The organism is Embleya sp. NPDC050154 (assembly GCF_044460165.1).
Classification (GTDB): Bacteria; Actinomycetota; Actinomycetes; order Streptomycetales; family Streptomycetaceae; genus Embleya.
The window spans coordinates 30910-47514 of sequence record NZ_JBITJP010000036.1 but is presented as its reverse complement, the minus strand read 5'-3'; the positions used below and the strand labels follow the sequence as shown (position 1 = coordinate 47514).

At 70.9% G+C, this 16605-nt stretch carries 14 protein-coding genes; 8 read left to right on the top strand and 6 right to left on the bottom strand.

The features are described from left to right. Positions 1 to 2: 2 nt before the first annotated feature. The 3 genes from ACIBSV_RS45105 to ccsB are packed head-to-tail and all read left to right on the top strand — an operon-like array spanning position 3 to position 3507. Positions 3 to 737: a cytochrome c biogenesis CcdA family protein gene (locus ACIBSV_RS45105; protein ID WP_395873385.1), complete on the top strand. Its 735-nt coding sequence runs from the start codon at positions 3 to 5 to the stop codon at positions 735 to 737. Further along, positions 737 to 2449, top strand: a complete 1713-nt coding sequence (locus ACIBSV_RS45100; RefSeq protein WP_395873331.1) for a cytochrome c biogenesis protein ResB — start codon at positions 737 to 739, stop codon at positions 2447 to 2449. The genes ACIBSV_RS45105 and ACIBSV_RS45100 overlap by 1 nt, the downstream gene beginning before the upstream one ends. Positions 2450 to 2493: 44 nt before the next feature. Beyond that, positions 2494 to 3507, top strand: a complete 1014-nt coding sequence (gene ccsB, locus ACIBSV_RS45095) for a c-type cytochrome biogenesis protein CcsB (protein ID WP_395873384.1) — start codon at positions 2494 to 2496, stop codon at positions 3505 to 3507. Between the two features lie 111 nt (positions 3508 to 3618). Here ccsB and ACIBSV_RS45090 read toward each other — a convergent pair whose 3' ends face one another. The 3 genes from ACIBSV_RS45090 to ACIBSV_RS45080 form a co-directional block, all read right to left on the bottom strand. After that, positions 3619 to 3996 (bottom strand): hypothetical protein, encoded by a 378-nt coding sequence (locus tag ACIBSV_RS45090; protein WP_395873330.1) that lies wholly within the window; start codon positions 3994 to 3996, stop codon positions 3619 to 3621. 329 nt (positions 3997 to 4325) lie between these two features. After that, entirely contained in the window at positions 4326 to 5258 is a 933-nt protein-coding gene (gene mqnP / locus ACIBSV_RS45085; protein WP_395873329.1) for a menaquinone biosynthesis prenyltransferase MqnP, read from the bottom strand. Beyond that, a complete protein-coding gene (locus tag ACIBSV_RS45080) occupies positions 5237 to 6688 on the bottom strand; it encodes a menaquinone biosynthesis decarboxylase (RefSeq protein ID WP_395873328.1) in 1452 nt (483 codons plus the stop codon). The genes mqnP and ACIBSV_RS45080 overlap by 22 nt, the downstream gene beginning before the upstream one ends. Positions 6689 to 6780: 92 nt before the next feature. Between ACIBSV_RS45080 and ACIBSV_RS45075 the strand changes: the two genes are divergently transcribed. From ACIBSV_RS45075 to ACIBSV_RS45065, 3 genes are all read left to right on the top strand, one after another. Beyond that, positions 6781 to 8892 (top strand): DUF4139 domain-containing protein, encoded by a 2112-nt coding sequence (locus ACIBSV_RS45075; protein ID WP_395873327.1) that lies wholly within the window; start codon positions 6781 to 6783, stop codon positions 8890 to 8892. Positions 8893 to 8894: 2 nt separating this feature from the next. Continuing rightward, positions 8895 to 10499 carry a mucoidy inhibitor MuiA family protein gene (locus ACIBSV_RS45070; RefSeq protein ID WP_395873326.1) on the top strand — a complete coding sequence of 535 codons (1605 nt, stop codon included), beginning with the start codon at positions 8895 to 8897 and terminating at the stop codon, positions 10497 to 10499. A 91-nt stretch (positions 10500 to 10590) separates the two neighbouring features. After that, a complete protein-coding gene (locus ACIBSV_RS45065) occupies positions 10591 to 11028 on the top strand; it encodes a PLD nuclease N-terminal domain-containing protein (protein WP_395873325.1) in 438 nt (145 codons plus the stop codon). 152 nt (positions 11029 to 11180) lie between these two features. On the opposite strand, the gene ACIBSV_RS45060 is transcribed toward ACIBSV_RS45065, so the two are convergent. Further along, positions 11181 to 12083, bottom strand: coding sequence for an IclR family transcriptional regulator (locus ACIBSV_RS45060; RefSeq protein WP_395873324.1), 903 nt, complete (start codon positions 12081 to 12083; stop codon positions 11181 to 11183). 94 nt (positions 12084 to 12177) lie between these two features. Here ACIBSV_RS45060 and ACIBSV_RS45055 point away from each other — a divergent pair, with 94 nt between their 5' ends. After that, on the top strand, positions 12178 to 13953 hold the full coding sequence (locus ACIBSV_RS45055) for an amidohydrolase family protein (protein ID WP_395873323.1): 1776 nt from the start codon (positions 12178 to 12180) through the stop codon (positions 13951 to 13953). Between the two features lie 226 nt (positions 13954 to 14179). Here ACIBSV_RS45055 and ACIBSV_RS45050 read toward each other — a convergent pair whose 3' ends face one another. Further along, positions 14180 to 15169: a hypothetical protein gene (locus ACIBSV_RS45050; protein ID WP_395873322.1), complete on the bottom strand. Its 990-nt coding sequence runs from the start codon at positions 15167 to 15169 to the stop codon at positions 14180 to 14182. A gap of 88 nt (positions 15170 to 15257) precedes the next feature. Then, a complete protein-coding gene (locus tag ACIBSV_RS45045; RefSeq protein ID WP_395873321.1) occupies positions 15258 to 15863 on the bottom strand; it encodes a rhomboid family intramembrane serine protease in 606 nt (201 codons plus the stop codon). Positions 15864 to 15916: 53 nt separating this feature from the next. On the opposite strand from ACIBSV_RS45045, the gene ACIBSV_RS45040 reads away from it, so the two are divergent. Continuing rightward, complete coding sequence (locus ACIBSV_RS45040) at positions 15917 to 16600, top strand: UbiX family flavin prenyltransferase (RefSeq protein WP_395873320.1); 684 nt, start codon at positions 15917 to 15919, stop codon at positions 16598 to 16600. Positions 16601 to 16605 lie beyond the last annotated feature (5 nt).

Sequence of the window (16605 nt, the reverse complement as noted above, 5' to 3'; positions counted from 1 at the left end):
GGATGAACAACACGGTCTACACGGGGTCGTTGTTCGCGGCCCTGCCGATCGCCCTGCTCGCGGGGCTGATCTCGTTCTTCTCGCCGTGCGTGTTGCCGTTGGTCCCCGGCTATGTCAGCTACGTCACCGGGGTCTCCGGGGCGGATCTGAAGGATGCCCGGCGCGGTCGACTCTTCCTGGGCACGCTGCTGTTCGTGCTCGGCTTCACCGCCGTGTTCGTCTCCATGGGCGCGGCGTTCGGCTACTTCGGCAAGACGCTCCTGGCACACCAGGCGACCATCACCAAGGTCTTCGGCGCGGTCACCATCGTGCTCGGGCTGTCCTTCATGGGCGTTCTCCCGGGCATGCAGCGCGAGTTCCGGGTGCACAAGCGGCCGGCCATAGGGCTGGTCGGCGCGCCGCTGCTGGGCATGGTGTTCGGGCTCGGCTGGACGCCGTGCATCGGCCCGACCCTGACCGCGGTGCTGAACCTGTCCGTGAGCGAGGCGAGCGCCAATCGCGGCGCGCTGCTCACCGTGGCCTACTGCCTGGGTCTGGGCGTGCCCTTCCTGGTCACCGCGCTCGCGTTCCGCAAGGCGCTCGGTGCGTTCGGGTGGGTCAAGAAGCACTACGTCTGGGTGATGCGCCTGGGCGGCGGCATGCTCGTGCTGCTCGGCGTACTGATGCTCACCGGCGCGTGGGACCAGATGATGCGTGAGATGCAGTCCTGGGCCGGGCAATACACGATCGGATTCTGATGAGCCTGGAGACCCGAACCGACGACGACCTCGCACGCGACGACGACCTCGAAGGAATCGCGAAGCCCGAGGCCAGGGCCGATGCCGGGATGTCGACCGCGCCCGCGCAGGACGACGGCGACGAGGAGATCCGCCAACCGCAGCTGGGCGTGCTCGGCTGGCTGCGCTGGCTCTGGCGGCAACTGACCTCGATGCGGGTCGCGCTGATCCTGCTGTTCCTGCTGTCGGTCGCGGCCACGCCGCCGACGCTGATCCCACAGCGGCCGGTCAGCCCGATCAAGGTCAGCCAATACTTCCGGGACCATCCCGACCGCGCGAAGATCATGGACAAGTTCCAGCTCTTCGACGTGTTCGCGTCGTGGTGGTTCGCCTCGATCTACATCCTGCTGTTCGTCTCGCTCGCGGGCTGCATCGTGCCGCGCTGCTGGGCGCACGCCAAGACGTTGCGGGCCAAGCCGCCACAGGCGCCGAGCAACTTCACCCGGCTGCCCGCGCACGCGCGCTGGGAGACCTCGGCGGACCCGGACACGGTGCTCGCCGCGGCGCGCGTCGCGCTCAAGAAGCGCCGTTTCCGGCTGAACCCGAGCTCCGACTCGATCGCGGCGGAGAAGGGCTACGCCCGGGAGAGCGGCAACCTGCTGTTCCACATCGCGCTGTTCGGCATCCTGGTCGCGTTCGCCCTGGGCAGCCTGTACAGCGTCAAGGGCGGCAAGATCGTGGTCGAGGGCGGCAGCTTCGCGAACGTGCTCACCCAGTACGACGACCGCCAGTTCGGCGCGCTCGTGGACGCGGACAACCTGGAGCCCTTCGGGTTCCGGCTCGAGTCGGTCGAGCAGAAGTTCCAGCCGACCGGCGCCAAGCGCGGCGAGCCCAGGTCGTTCACCGCGAACATCGAGTCCTGGTACGGGCACGAGGGCAAGGACAAGGCCGGGAAGATCAGGGTCAACCACCCGTTGGAGGTGGGCGACACCAAGGTGTTCATGATCGCCACCGGCTACGCGCCGGAGGTGACCGTACGCGACGCCAAGGGCAAGATCGCCTACAAGGGCCCCACCGTGTTCCTGCCCCAGGACGGCAACCGCACCTCGACCGGCGTGATCAAGGTCCCCGACGTCAGCCCCGGCCTCAAACAACTGGGCTTCGACGGGCAGTTCCTGCCGAGCGCGCCGGTGGACCAGGACGGCAACCTGCTGGTCGACCCCAGGCGCGGTCCGATCTCGGTGTTCCCCTCGCTGCTCAACCCCCGGCTGCTGATCAGCGGTTACGAGGGCGACCTGGGTATGGACTCGGGCGTTCCGCAGAACATCTACGCGCTCAAGGCCGACAAGATGTCGAAGTTCATGAACGGCTCCGACGTGTGGCGCCAGGCGCTCAAGGTCGGCGACACCGTGGAACTGCCCAACGGCGCCGGCACCGTCACCTTCGACGGCGTCAAGACCTGGGCCAACTTCCAGGTCGCCAGCGAGCCCGGCAAGGGGCTCGCGCTCTTCAGCGTGGTGGCCGCGATCGTCGGCCTCGTGCTGTCACTGTTCGTTCGCCGCCGCCGGATGTGGGTGCGCGCGGTGGAGGGTCCCGACGGCCACACGGTCGTCGAGGTCGGCGGGCTCGCCCGCACCGAGGGTGGGGGCCTCGGCGATGAGGTACAGGAGTTCGTGGACGCGTTGCGCGAGGCCGCGCCGGCGAACTCACCCGGCACCAAGGTCAAGGAGTGAGCGTGGGCGTCAACGAGAACCTCGCCCAATTCAGCAATGTGCTGATGTATTCGGCGATCGCCGTCTACCTGATGGCGTTCTTCGCCTATTGCATGGAATGGACCTTCGGCAGCAGCGGCGCGGTGGCCAAACGCTCGGCCGACCTGTCGGTCGAGGTCCTGGAGCCCGCCGCGAAGGCCGGCGCGGCCGGCGGGGTCGCGCTGGCCGAGCGGCCGGTCGTGGTGCTGCGCGAGGGCGGGCACGACGGTGCCGGCGCCGACGACCAGGGCAACGTGGCCGGCGGCGACGAACGCGCGGACCGGATCGGCCGGGTCGCGGTCTCGCTGACCGTGCTCGGCTTCCTGCTGCACGCCGGTTCCGTGCTCACGCGCGGCATCTCGGTCGAGCGGGCCCCGTGGGGCAACATGTACGAGTTCTCCACCTCGGTCTCGCTGGTGGTGGTCGCGGCCTTCCTGGTGCTGCTGTGGAAGTACCCGGTGCGCTGGCTGGGCCTGTTCGTCACGCTGCCGGTGCTCACCACGCTCGGCGTCGCGGTGACGGTCCTGTACACCGACTCCGAGCAACTGGTCCCGGCACTCGACTCGTACTGGCTGTGGATCCACGTCGCGTCCGCGATCGTCTCGTTCGGCGCATTCCACATCGGCGCGCTCGCCTCGATCCTGTTTCTGTTCCGGCAGAAGTACGAGGGCAAGGTCGCCCGCGGCGACAAGCTCGGCCGCTTCGACGAGAAGCTGGCCCGGCTGCCGAGCGCGGCGTCCCTGGACAAGACCGCCTACCGCGTCAACGCGATCATCTTCCCGCTGTGGACCTTCGCCATCGTCTGCGGCGCGATCTGGGCGGAGAACGCGTGGGGCCGCTACTGGGGCTGGGACCCCAAGGAGGTCTGGTCCTTCATCACCTGGGTCGCCTACGCGGCCTACCTGCACGCCCGCGCCACGGCCGGCTGGAAGGGCACCAAGGCCGCGATCGTCTCCCTGGTCGCCTTCGCCTGCTTCCTGTTCAACTACTACGGCGTCAACATCTTCGTGAACGGGCTGCACTCGTACGCGGGCGTCTGACGCGTCACCAACCGGAACGGGTCCGGTCCCACACCACTCGCGGTGTGGGACCGGACCCGTTCCGGGTTCGGGCGACCTGCCGATCACATGCTCTGCGTCGGGTTCGTATTCTCAGGTCCAGTCGTTCACGCGGCGGCTTCGCGGGCGGCCTCGTCCAACATCGCGGCCATCTCGGCCGCAGCCGGACGGGCGGCTGCCAAACTGTCCGCGTCGGCGATCGTCTGTTCGAGTTCGCGTAGCCGACGCGCCCGGAGCGGGCACGCGCCGCAACGCGACGAACACGGCCCAGCGTCGAAGGAATGTGTGCATGGGCACGGTGCTGTCGGTCTGCACGGCCTCCTGCCAGACACCGTGAAATTCCTGCTCGAAGCGAACAGCCGCGACCGGATCGAGCGAGAGCACTGCCACCCGCAGCGCCTGCTCGGTTACCGGTGGCATGGGAAACAACGGCTCCTTCCCCGCGAGTCCGAGATTCGGCTCACTCGCCACAACCGCCTCCTCAGCTCGTGCACCAGCGCTGTCCCACCTCATTCCCGCGCACCTCTAAGCTTCGCCGGCGCATGGCGAGACCATCGGCCGCGCTCCGCCGACGGGTGATACGCGGGCAGACCGTGCACGACCCGGGCTGTTTTTTGCCCCGAGCGGATGGCGCCTCCCATGTACCCGGGCATTCGGTGGCACATCCGATGCCGGAGCAGTGGGCGCGGTCGAAAGTTTGCGTGCGCTCGGGCGGAAAAAGTCCGGATGCAGGGGCGACGTGGGGGCCGTGGCGGGCTCGGGTGAGCGCCTCGGGCGTTTTCGGTGGCGGCCGTCCCGGCCTACGGCCGCAGGCCCCGCACGCCCAGATCCAGCAGCGCGCACACGAACAGCGCGATGCCGATGAAACCGTTCGTGGTGAAGAAGGCCCGGTTGAGCTTGGACAGGTCGTCCGGCTTGAGCAGCGAGTGTTCGTATACGAATGCCGCGCCGACGATCAGCAGGCCCAGCCACCAGAAGAAGCCCGCGCCGGTGAGCGCGCCGAACCAGATGAACAGCAGCGTGGTCACCACGTGGGTGACCTTCGAGGCGTTCAGCGCGGCGGCGATGCCCCACTTGGCGGGCACGCTCTTGACGCCGTGCGCGCGGTCGGCCGCGACGTCCTGGCAGCCGAAGATCAGGTCGAAGCCGCCGATCCAGGTGCCAACCGCCAGGCCCAGTACGACCGCCTGCCACGACCACTCGCCGGTGATCGCCAGCCACGCGCCGACCGGCCCGATCGCCTGCGCGACGCCCAGGATCGCGTGCGGGACGTTGGTGAACCGCTTGCCGTACGGATAGATCACCATCGGGACCACCGCGACCGGCGCGAGCGCCAGGCACAGCGGGTTCAGCAGCGCGGCGGCGACCAGGTAGAAGAACAGCGCGACCAGCGCGCCGATCCACGCGGTGCGCACCGACACCGCGCCGGTGACCAACTCGCGCGACGCGGTGCGCGGATTGCGCGCGTCGATCTCGCGGTCGATGATCCGATTGCAGGCCATCGCGAAGGTGCGCAGGCCGACCATCGCCACGGTGACCAGGAACAGCTCCCAGTAGTGCAGCCGTTCGTTGCTCTCGTACATCGCGGTGAAGGCCGCGATATAGGCGAACGGCAACGCGAAGACCGAGTGCTCGATCAACACGAGGCGCAGGAACGCCTTGACCCGGCCCACCTCCGAGGGAGCCCCGGGTGCGGGTAGCGCGGCGGACGTCACAGTCCGTATTCCTTCCATCGGCGGGTCACCTTGGCGGCGGTCTCGGGATCCGACACGACCATCTCCGGCCAGCCGCCGTCGCGCGTGTAGCCCTCCTCGGGCAGCTTGCGGGTCGCGTCGATGCCCGCCTTGCCACCCCAGAACTGCTGGTACGACGCGTGATCGAGGTGGTCCACGGGCCCCTCGGTCAACAACAGGTCGCGCGCGTAGTCGGTGTTGCCGAACGCCCGCCACGCGACCTCGTGGTAGTCGTGCACGTCGCAGTCGGCGTCCACCACCACGATCAGCTTGGTCAGCGACATCATGTGCGCACCCCAGATCGCGCTCATCACCTTCTGCGCGTGCTTGGGGTACTTCTTGTCGATCGAGACGATCGCGCAGTTGTGGAAGCCGCCCGCCTCGGGCAGGTCGTAGTCGACGATGTCCGGCACGATGATCTTGAGCAGCGGCAGGAAGAACCGCTCGGTGGCCTTGCCCAGCGGCCCGTCCTCGGTGGGCGGCCGGCCGACCACGATCGACTGCAGCAGCGGCTTCTCCCGCATCGTCACGCAGTCGATGGTCAGCGCCGGGAACGGCTCCTGCGGCGTGTAGAAGCCGGTGTGGTCGCCGAACGGCCCCTCCGGCAACATCTCGCCCGGGGTCAACCAGCCTTCGAGGACCACCTCGGCCTCGGCCGGGACCTGGAGCGGCACGCTCACGCAGTCGACCATCTCGATCCGCCGACCGCCGATGAAGCCGGCGAACAGGTACTCGTCGATGTCGCCGGGCAGCGGCGCGGTGGACGCGTACGTCACCGCCGGCGGGCAGCCGAACGCGATCGCCACCGGCAGCCGCTCACCGCGCTTGGCGGCCACCTGGTAGTGGTTGCGGCTGTCCTTGTGGATCTGCCAGTGCATCCCGATGGTGCGCTTGTCGTGCCGCTGGAGCCGGTACAGACCCAGGTTGCGCACGCCCGTGTCGGGGTCCTTGGTGTGGGTCAGGCCCAGGTTGTAGAACGAGCCGCCGTCCTCGGGCCAGGTGAAAAGCGCCGGGATGCGGTCCAGGTCGACGTCGTCGCCCTTGAGCACGACCTGCTGACAGGGCGCGTCCTTGATCTTCTTCGGCGGGATGTGCGCGACCGAGCCGAGCTTGCCGAACGCCTCGCGGATCCCGGTGAACCCCTGCGGCAGTTCCGGCTTGAGCAGGCCGCCGATCTTCTCCGACAACTCGTCGTAGCTCTTCAGCCCGAGCGCCATCAGCATGCGCTCGTCGGTGCCGTAGACGTTCATCGCCAGCGGCATCGAACTGCCCTTGACGTTCTCGAACAGCAGCGCCGGACCCTTGGCCTTGTTCACCCGATCGGTGATCTCGCCGACCTCCAGATGCGGGTTGACCTCCGCGCGTACGCGCTTGAGTTCACCACGCTTCTCCAGTGCCTTCAGGAAAGCGCGCAAGGTCCCGTATGCCATGCGTGCCAGTATCCGATACGGACTCGCCGGACCCGCACGCGCACCCGGCCGGTCGGGCTACCTTGGTCCCTCGTGCCGAGCAGGAGGGGTACATGCTCACGGTCGCTTCGGAATTGCGTTCGGTGGTCGTCCATGCCGTGGGGGCGGTGTGTGTGCGGAATTGCGACGTGGACCTGCCGGCCGGCCCACCGGGTCCGGTGCGGGTGCGGGTGACCGGATTCCCGCTCACCGCGTACGGCGACTGGCTGCGCGCGCGGGTGATCGGCGGCGGCACGGGGGTGCGGGTCACCGACATCCGGCCCGTGGTCGACGTCGAGATGGTCGAGGAAACGGACCTGCCCGCCGTACTGCTCGACCTGGAGGCGGCCGAGTCCCGGGTCCGGGCGCTGCGCGCGAAAAGCGCGCGGCTGGCCGACGAGCTGGCCGAGATCGCCGGGCTCCAGGCGGTACTGCCATCCGTGCGCCGCGGTGATCCGCCGCGCCCCGCACCGGTGTCCGCGCTGCTGGAGCTGGCCGCGTTCACGGACGAGCGGGCCCAGGCGCTGTACGAGCGCGTCGGCGTCTGCGACGCCGAACTGCGCGAGGCGGTCCGCGACACCGAGTTGTTCCGGGCTCGGCTGAACGCGGCGTCCGGCGCGCAGCGCACCGAACGGACCCAGGCGTCCGGCACCGCGGTGGTCACCCTGGAGCACTCCGGCGAAGCCGGCCCGGTCGAGCTGGCCGTGGAGTACCACGTGCCCGGCGCGCGCTGGGCGCCGATGTACCAGCTGCGCCTGGACGAGGCGATGACCGGCGGCACGCTGGTGATGCGGGCCTGCGTCGCGCAGCGCACCGGTGAGGACTGGACCGGCGTACGGCTCGGCCTGTCCACCGCCGACCTGGCCCGGAGCACCGACCTGCCCGAGCTCAAGTCGCTGCGCCTGGGCCGCCGGCAGAGCGCGCCCGCGCACGCGGGTTGGCGCGAGCCACCGGCTGGACTGGCCGAACTGTTCGCGGGCTACGACGTGGGGGTGGCCAAGCGCCCGGCGGCGCGGTCGGCGTATGCCGGGGCGGCTGCGGCCCCGGCCGAGGAGTTCGCCGCCGAGGACCGGGTCCTGTATCGGGCGGCGCCGATGCCCGCGCCGATCACCCCGGCCGCCCCGGGGGCGGCCATGCCACCGCCGATGCAGGTCGCCGGCGGCTTCGGCGCGCCGCCGCCCGCGCCGCGCCCCGCCGCAAGGGCGCGCCGGGCCCGAGGCGCCGCGTCCCAGGACTCGGCGCTCGAAGGCTCCGCGCCCGGCGGCGCCTTCGAACTCGCCCGTTTCGACGGGGCGGCCGACGAGGACCCGATCTCGCCGAAGGCCGAACCGGCCCCGCCGGCGCAGCCCGAGCCCGGCAGCGACCTCCTCGACTACGCGGCCCTGGAGCTGCGGGGCGCGGACGACGCCGAGGCCCGCGGCCGGCTGCGCGCCGCGCCGTACGGTTCGGGTGGAACCGCGATGGAGTACCGCCGGCGTGCCGACGAGGTGACCCGGCTGACGCTGCCCGAGCACGCGCTCGCGCCGCGCGACGCGGCCGGGTCGTACGACTATCGCTTCGACACCACGGCGCCCGCCGAGGTGGCCGCCGACGGGGTGTGGCACACCATCCCGGTGTGCGAGATCGAGGTCTCGCTCGAGCCCGAGTTCGTCTGCGTACCGGCCCTGGACGACGCGGTGTTCGGCACGGTGGTGCTCGCCAACGCGTCGGCGCACGCGCTGCTCCACGGCCCGGCGGACGTCTCGGTGGCCGGCGAGTTCCTGATGACCGTGCCGCTGCCGACGCTCGCACCCGGCGCGCGCGAACGGGTCGGCGTCGGCGTCGTGGAGAGCGTGCAGGTGTCGCGGAACGCGCACATGCGCGAGTCGACGGCGGGTCTGCGCGGCGGTACGGCCGTGCTCGACCACCGGATCGAGATCGAGGCGGTCAACCACCTCGCCCGGCCGATCCGGCTGGACATCCTGGAGCGTGTTCCGGTCACCGACGACAAGGACGTCAAGATCGAGGAGCACGCCGGCGCGCCGCGCTGGGTGCAGGACACCGAACTGCGCGACGGGCGGCACGTCCCGGGCGCGCGGGTGTGGCATGTCGAACTCGCCCCGGGCGAGCGGAAGAACCTGACCGGTGGCTACGAGATCCGGATCCCGGCAGCGAAGGCCGTGGTCGGCGGCAACAGGAGGGTCTGACCATGACTCAGCCGACGCTGGAAAAGAGCACGCCGGCCGAACGCAAGCCGGAACCGCTGCCGATCACGGCGGTGACCTGTCTGGAGGACCGGGCGCAGGTGACCCGATCCGGCCGGATCGAGGTGGCCGAGGGCGTACAGCGGGTGCTGGTCGGCCCGGTGACCCCGCTCGCCGTGGACCGGTCGCTGCGGGTCGAGGTGATCGCCGACGACGGCAGCGCGACCGCGATCGACGCGCGCGTGGTGCGGGTGTACACGCCCAGGCCCGCGACCGGCCCCGGCCCGGACGCCTCCGAGCTGCGCCGGCTCGTGCACGACCTGGACGAGCGGCGCGTCGCGCTGTCCCGGCACTCGAACCGGCTGCACACCCGGCTCACGCTGATCGCGCAGGCCCGGACCGAGCTGCGCCGCAACATCGCCGAGCAGACCGGCTTCGGTACGGCCGAGCCCGAGCGCTGGACCACCGAGCTGGATCGGCTCTCGGCCGAGGCCGAGGACCGGCACGCCGAACTGCACGCCCTGGCCGACGAGCAGTCCTCGGTGGAACGCCGGCTGCGCGAGGCGCGGGCTGCGCTCGACGTGGCCGAGCAGGAACCCGCGGAGCTGACCGCGACCGTCGAGGTGGTGATCGAGGCCGAGCGCACCGGGTCGGCCGAGTTGCGGGTGGTGCACCTGGTTCCGTGCGCGTTGTGGCGACCCGCCTACCGCGCGACGCTCGCGCCGGACCGCCGGTCGATCGAGCTCGAATGCGACGCGGTGGTCTGGCAGCGCACCGGCGAGGACTGGTCCGGCGTCGCGCTGTCCCTGTCCACCGCGCGTCCGACCCTGGCCGCGCGGCCGCCGAGCCTGGTCGAGGATCGGCTGACCCTGCGCGAGCGCACCCAGGTGGAGAAGAAGCAGGTCGAGGTGGACCTGCGCGAGGAGGAGATCGCCAGGGTCGGCCGGGTCGCAGGCGGCTCGGCCGAGCTGCCCGGGGTGGACGACGGCGGCGAGGTCCGGGTGCTGGCCGCGCCCGCGCCGGTGGAGGTGCCCTCCGACGGCCGGCCGCATCGGGTCCGGCTGACCACGTTCACCGCGGCGTGCGAGCCCGAGGCGGCCTGTGCGCCCGAGTTGTCGCAGTACGTGAGCCAGGTGGTGCGCTTCGCCAACGACGCCGGTCACGCGCTGCTCGCGGGCCCGGTGGAACTGGTGCGCGGCAGCGGGTACGCCGGCCGCGGGCAACTCGACTTCGCCGCGCCGGGCGAGGAGGTCCGGTTGCCGTTCGGCAGCGAGGACGACTTCCGGGTGGTACGCGACGTGACCGAATCGCGCACGACGGCCTCGCTCACCGGGCGCACGGTGGTCACCCGTACGGTGACCGTCTTCCTCTCGCACATCGCCGCGCCGGAGGCCGAGTCGCCCGGGACGGTGGTGTTGCGCGAGCGGGTGCCGGTGTCCGAGGTGTCGGCGGTCGAGGTCAAGGTGCGCGGTGACCTGTCGGAACCGGCGCCGGACGCGGTCGACGAGCAGGGAATCGTCCGCTACGACGTGCGATTGACGGCGGGCGAGCGGCGCCGGATCACGCTCGTGTACGAGCTGCACGCGTCGGGCAAGGTCACCGGGCTGTGAGGGGTCCGGTGTTCATGGAGCCGACCGTTTACGCTGGACAGGAGACGCATCCGAGTACCAAGCGCCGAGTACCTGCCTGGGAGACCGCCACATGATCAGGGTTCTGCTGTTTCTGCTGCCCCTGGCCGTCGGGATCTACGCGTTCATCGACTGTCTGACCACCGATGAGCAGAAGGTCCGCAGCCTGCCCAAGATCGCCTGGGTCTTCATCATCTTGTTCTTCTGGCCGGTCTTCCTCGGCCCGATCGGCTGGTTCGCCGCCGGACGCCCCAAGCGCGAGTACACCCCAGGCAGCTCCGGCGGCTTCGGGTTCGGCGGCCGGGCCCAGGGCCGGCAGCTCGCTCCGGACGACAACCCGGAGTTCCTGTCGTCCCTGAGCAAGGACAACCGCAAGCCGAGCGACCCGTCGTCGAGCAGCGACGAGGACGAGATGCTCAAGCGCTGGGAAGAGGACCTCAAGCACCGCGAGGACGACCTGCGCAGTCCCGACCAGGACAACCCGGAAGGGCGCGCGAAGGACAAGGACTGAGCCGGGCTTCGGCCGCACGGCCGGTCGGGACGCGTATCGCGGCCCGGCCGGCTTTTGTGTGTCCGGGTCTTGGGCGGCGGCGTGTGCGCGATGCGGCCGTAGGACCGCGGTGGTGGACGTGCGGCCGGCGGCGGGGTGCGGCGTTAGGCCGCTCAGGTCGCGGCGGCCACCTCGGCCGCCGCGTCCGCGAGCAGCCGGCCGGTCTTCTCCAGCGTCCGTCCGTCGGTCCGGGGGGCGAAGCCGCGCAGGCTCAGGATCAGGACCAGGTCGCCGTCCCGGTCGTGCACCGGCGCGCTGATCGCGCCCACCCGGTAGTCACGGTCCGGTTCCAGCTCGTCGATCTGTCCGCCGTCGGAGCCGCCGATCTCGGCCGCGATCTCCTCCAGGAGCGTGCGCAGCCGGGCAGCCGACGCGCCCGCGCCGAGCGTGTCCAGCCCCTCCAGGTGCTCGTCCAGTTCGCCGAGCGTCTCGCCCAGCCGGGTCTCCACGTCGGTGACCAGTTCGATCGCGAACCCGCGGTGCCGCGCGTTGTCGATCGCTCGCGACATCCGCCCGCGCGCGGCCGGGCCGTCCGCCTCGTCGAGCCAGCGCCGGATCGTCTGCTCGTCCGCCCAGGGTACGTAGCCGATGCCCAGCGGCGGGGTGATCGGCGCCTGGGCGCCGACCCGCAGCCGGTGCGACTCGGGACCCGGCGCGCGGACCACCTCGGCGATCGCCACGTGGTGTTCGCCGGGCGTCATCGCGAAGCAGGACAGGCCGGTCTCGTCGCGCAGCCGCGCCATGATCGGCCGCGCCACGTCGAGCACGCCCAGCCCGCGCGCGGCGGCCCGGCCCACCGCGACCAGCGCCGGGCCGAGCCGGTAGGTGCGGCGGGTCGGATGGCGGATCAACCAGCCCAGCGAGGTCAGGCTCGCGAGCATCGGATGGCAGGTCGCGGGCGTCACCGCGAGATGCCGGGCGATCTCGGACAGGGTCAGTCCCTCCGCCGGCCGTTCGGCGATCGCGTCGATCAGCGAGACGAGTCGGTCGGTCTGCGGGGACGGTCGTGGGGCCATGGCCGGCACCCTACTGGATCTTTTCGCATAGTGCGCATATTGACTCGCACAATGCGCAGCCGTACGGTCTGCCCACGTTACCGGGGAGGCTCATATGTACGACCTCAAGATCATCAACGCCACGATCGTGGACGGCACCGGCGCGGACCGGTTCGTCGGTGACATCGGTGTCCGGGACGGCCTGATCGTCGCGGTCCGCCGGCACGACGGCCCGGATCCGGCCCTGGACGGCGACGCGGTCGAGACGATCGACGCGACCGGTCACCTGGTCACGCCGGGTTTCGTGGACATCCACACCCACTACGACGGCCAGGCCACCTGGGACGAGGTGCTCGACCCGTCCACGTCGCACGGCGTGACCACGGTGGTCTCGGGGAACTGCGGAGTCGGCTTCGCGCCGGTTCGCCCGGGCCGCGAGGACTGGCTGATCCGGTTGATGGAGGGCGTCGAGGACATCCCCGGGACGGCCCTCGCCGAGGGCATGACGTGGGGCTGGGAGACCTTCCCTGAGTACCTGGACGTACTCGAGCAGCGCACGTTCGCCGCCGACATCGGCGTCCAGGTCGCGCACGGCGCGGTGCGGGCGTACGCGATGGGCGACCGGGGCGCGCGCAACGAGCCGGCCACGGCCGAGGACATCGAGGCGATGGCGGTGATCGTCAAGGAGGCGATCGAGGCCGGAGCGCTGGGCTTCTCCACCTCGCGCACGGTCGCGCACAAGGCGATGGGCGGCGAGCCGGTACCCGGCACCTTCGCCACGGAGGACGAACTCTTCGGCCTGGGCCGGGCGATGGCCGCGGGCGGGCGGGCCGTCTTCGAGTTGGCCCCGACCGGCTCGTCCGGCGAGGACATCGTCAAGCCCGCCTCCGAGGTGGCCTGGATGCGTCGACTCGCCGCCGAGATCGGCATGCCGGTGTCGTTCGCGCTGCTCCAGGTCAACGCGGCGCCGGAGCTGTGGCGCGAGTTGATGGCCGAGTCGCAGGCCGCGAACGAGGCGGGCGCGCGGCTGCATCCGCAGATCGCGGGCCGCCCGTTCGGGATGCTGACCGGGTTCGGCACCCGCAACGCGTTCAGCAAACGACCGACGTTCCGGGCGATCGACGACCGGCGGGTGGCCGGCGAACTGGACGACGCGGCGTTCGCGGCCGAGTTGGCCCGGCCCGAGGTCAAGGCGGCGATCCTGGCCGAGACCGACCTGCCCAGCGACCCGAACATCCCGGGCGACTCGGTCAACCTGGCGATGCAGTTCATGCTGGACCGGATGTACCCGATGGACACCGTCCCGGACTACGAGCCGCTGCCGGACCGCACGGTGACCGCCATCGCCCGGGCGCGCGGCGAGGACCCGCTGTCCACGCTGTACGACCTGCAACTGGAGGACGACGCGCGGACCACGCTGATGGTCCCGATGTTCAACTACTCGGACGGTGACCACGAGGCGATCCGAGAGATGCTCACCCACCCGGCGAGCGTCTTCGGCCTGGCCGACGGCGGCGCGCACTGCTCGATGATCTGCGACGCCTCCCAGCCGACCTTCCTGCTCACCCACTGGGCCCGCGACCGCACCCGCGGCGAGCGCCTGCCGCTGGAATTCCTGATCCGCAAGCAGACGATGGACACCGCCGCCCTGTACGGCCTGTCCGACCGGGGCGTGCTGGCCGAGGGCAAGCGCGCCGACCTGAACGTGATCGACCTGGACGCCCTCACCCTGCACCGCCCCCGGATGGTCCACGACCTCCCGGCCGGCGGCGGCCGCATGCTCCAGAACGCGACCGGCTACCTGGCCACGATCGTCGCGGGCCAGGTCACGAGGCGAGCGGGCGTCGACACCGGCGCGAGGCCGGGCCGCCTGGTGCGTGGGGCCCGGTAGCGCCGGTTCGCCCACAGGCGTCGGTCGGCGTGCTCCGCTCCCGGCCACCCCACGGCGAGCCGCGGATCACCCGCCCGACCCGCGCCGCCGTTTCATGTGGAACACGTCGGCCCCGGCTCCCGTTACGGGCGTCGGGGCCGACGCACCGGGAACCGCGTCCCGATGGCGAAGCGAGGGTGGCCGACAGGCCGGGCGGTCAACGGGTCGTTGCCGCCCGCCGGCCCGGTCAGGCCGTCTTGTTCTCGCCGAACAGACCGCCGCCGCCGAAGGACTTCAGGAGGCCGTTGAGGTCGATCGTCTCGCCGGCCGGCGGGGCCTTGGGGGAGATGCCACCGGAGAGCTTGGAGTACTTGAGGTCGAGGGAGACCTCGTTGGTGCCGTCGCTCTTGTCGTCGGCGGTGACGCGGACCGGGAAGGGCTTGCCGTTGGCCGCGATGTAGATGGTGAGGGTCGCGCCGTCCTCCTTGGAGATCAGCGGGATCACCTTGGTCCCGTTGATCTCGGTGGTCTCACCCTTGGTCAGCTTCGGCTTGTCGCCCGAGTCCGAGTCCGAACCGGAGTCCGAGTCCGAGTCGGAGCCGAACGGCGAACTGTCCGAGCCACCGAACGGCGAGCCGTCCGACCCGCCGAACAGCCCGTCCAGCGACGGCTTCTTGCCGCCCTTGAGCAGGTCCTGGCCGAGCTTGCCCGCGCTCCCGTCGCCGAGCTTGATGTACTTGCCCTCGACCAGCTTGGCGCCCTCGACGAACATCTTGGTGAACTCGTCGCCCAGTTCCAGGTCGTCGGCGGACGGGGCCTCACCGGACGCGGCCTCGGCCCGCTTGCCCAGGTCCACGAGGGTCTGCACGGTGCCGGGCGCGATCCGCACGTAGACGGTCTTGTCGACCCCGATCAGGTCCACCGGCTTGTCCCCGAGGGTGATCTTGCCCTCGACCTGCTCGGGGGTGCCGATCTTGACGTCCAGGCCGAGCGGGGTGTCGTAGATCTTCCCGGTGCCCTGGACGCGCAGGTTCGTCAGGTCGTCGAAACCGGTCTCGGCCTGCTTGGAGAGCGCCTCGACGCTCAGTCCCTCGTTCGACGGGCCCTTGGGGTCCAGGGCGTCACCGCCACCGCCCAGGCTGTTGAAGGGGTCTCCCGAGGACGACTCGCCACAGCCGGCGGCGAGCAGGACCAGCGGTACGGTCAGGGCCGCGGCGGATATCCGGAGCGAACGCACAGTTGAACTCCCGGTCGAGAAACGATCGATGGCACGGCGAAGCGTGCAAGGGTGCCTACCCGAATGGTAGGCAGCGATGTCCACCCCATTACCCGACGGGCAGGTCCGCGGGCGAGAGCTGCGACACATCGCGTCGGCGGCGGAAGGCCAGCGCCGCCAACACGCCGCCGATCAGGCCGAACAGGTGGCCCTGCCAAGACACTCCCTCCGCGAGCGGGGTGACCCCCATCGCGAACGAGCTGCCGTACAGGCCCAATACGGCGAAGCCGATCAGCACGTCCAGCACCCGGCGGTCGGCGAACCCGCGCACGATCAGATAGCCGAACAGACCGAAGACCAGGATGCTCGCGCCCGCCGTGTTCGATCGGTCCGGCGCGGTCAGCCACACTCCGAGACCGCCGATCAGGGTGATGGTGAGCAGTACGGCGAGGAAACGGGCGACCCCGCGCAGCGCGGCCAGGAAGCCGAGCAGCATCAGCGGGAAGGTGTTGGAGACGATGTGTCCGGTGCCGAAGTGCAGGAACGGCGCGCTGAGGATGTCCGGCAGTTCGTCCGCCCGCCGGGGGGCGATCCCGTGGGTGAGCAGTGAGTCGTCGGTCGTGTAGTTGACGAGCTGGACGACCCAGACGGCGCCGATCAGCACTGCGGTGATCAGGGCCGCGTCGCGGACCCCCGACACGGATATGCGGGACATGCACACCCCTCCCCTGCGGCTGGTGCCGCCGCTACGAAGCCACAATAGGAGCCATGGACCAGGAGCGGGACAGTACGGGACGACGTCCGTGGATCGTCGGCGTCTCGGGGGCCTCGGGCACGCCGTACGCCGCGGCGGTGTTGCGCGGGCTGCTCGACGCCGGTGAGCACGTGGACCTGGTGGTCAGCCGGGCCGCCCGGCTGACCCTGATCGACGAGACCGGGATTGCGTTCCGCGACGCGCACTGGCGCGACGACCTGGCCGCGTGGACCGAACTGGACCCGGACACGCTGGCGCGGGTCCGCTACTGGGCGCCCGGCGACCTGGGCGCGGGACCCGCGAGCGGGTCGTACCCGGCCAAGGGCATGGTCGTGGTGCCGGCCAGCACGGCCTCGGTCGCGGGCATCGCCATCGGCCTGTCCAAGGACCTGCTCCAACGCGCCGCGGACGTCACGCTCAAGGAGCGTCGCCCGCTCGTGCTGGTGCCGCGCGAGACCCCGCTCACCGGCACCACGCTGCGCCATCTGGTCCGGCTCGACGACGCCGGCGCGGTGATCCTGCCGGCCTCCCCGGCCTTCTACGCGGGTGCCCAGGACGTGCGGCGCCTGGTCGACTTCGTCGCGGGCAAGGCGCTGGACTCGCTCGGCGTCGCGCACACCCTCTACCGACGCTGGGACGGCGAACTGGGCGGCGCCCGACGCGAGGCGGCCGGAGAACCAAAAAGGCCCCCGCGGTGACGGGA

Coding starts and splice junctions, on each gene's coding strand:
- ACIBSV_RS45105 (WP_395873385.1), top strand. CDS start 3: ATGAACAACACGGTCTACACGGGGTCGTTGTTCGCGGCCCTGCCGATC.
- ACIBSV_RS45100 (WP_395873331.1), top strand. CDS start 737: ATGAGCCTGGAGACCCGAACCGACGACGACCTCGCACGCGACGACGAC.
- ccsB (WP_395873384.1), top strand. CDS start 2,494: ATGTATTCGGCGATCGCCGTCTACCTGATGGCGTTCTTCGCCTATTGC.
- mqnP (WP_395873329.1), bottom strand. CDS start 5,258: ATGGAAGGAATACGGACTGTGACGTCCGCCGCGCTACCCGCACCCGGG.
- ACIBSV_RS45080 (WP_395873328.1), bottom strand. CDS start 6,688: ATGGCATACGGGACCTTGCGCGCTTTCCTGAAGGCACTGGAGAAGCGT.
- ACIBSV_RS45075 (WP_395873327.1), top strand. CDS start 6,781: ATGCTCACGGTCGCTTCGGAATTGCGTTCGGTGGTCGTCCATGCCGTG.
- ACIBSV_RS45070 (WP_395873326.1), top strand. CDS start 8,895: ATGACTCAGCCGACGCTGGAAAAGAGCACGCCGGCCGAACGCAAGCCG.
- ACIBSV_RS45065 (WP_395873325.1), top strand. CDS start 10,591: ATGATCAGGGTTCTGCTGTTTCTGCTGCCCCTGGCCGTCGGGATCTAC.
- ACIBSV_RS45060 (WP_395873324.1), bottom strand. CDS start 12,083: ATGGCCCCACGACCGTCCCCGCAGACCGACCGACTCGTCTCGCTGATC.
- ACIBSV_RS45055 (WP_395873323.1), top strand. CDS start 12,178: ATGTACGACCTCAAGATCATCAACGCCACGATCGTGGACGGCACCGGC.
- ACIBSV_RS45045 (WP_395873321.1), bottom strand. CDS start 15,863: ATGTCCCGCATATCCGTGTCGGGGGTCCGCGACGCGGCCCTGATCACC.
- ACIBSV_RS45040 (WP_395873320.1), top strand. CDS start 15,917: ATGGACCAGGAGCGGGACAGTACGGGACGACGTCCGTGGATCGTCGGC.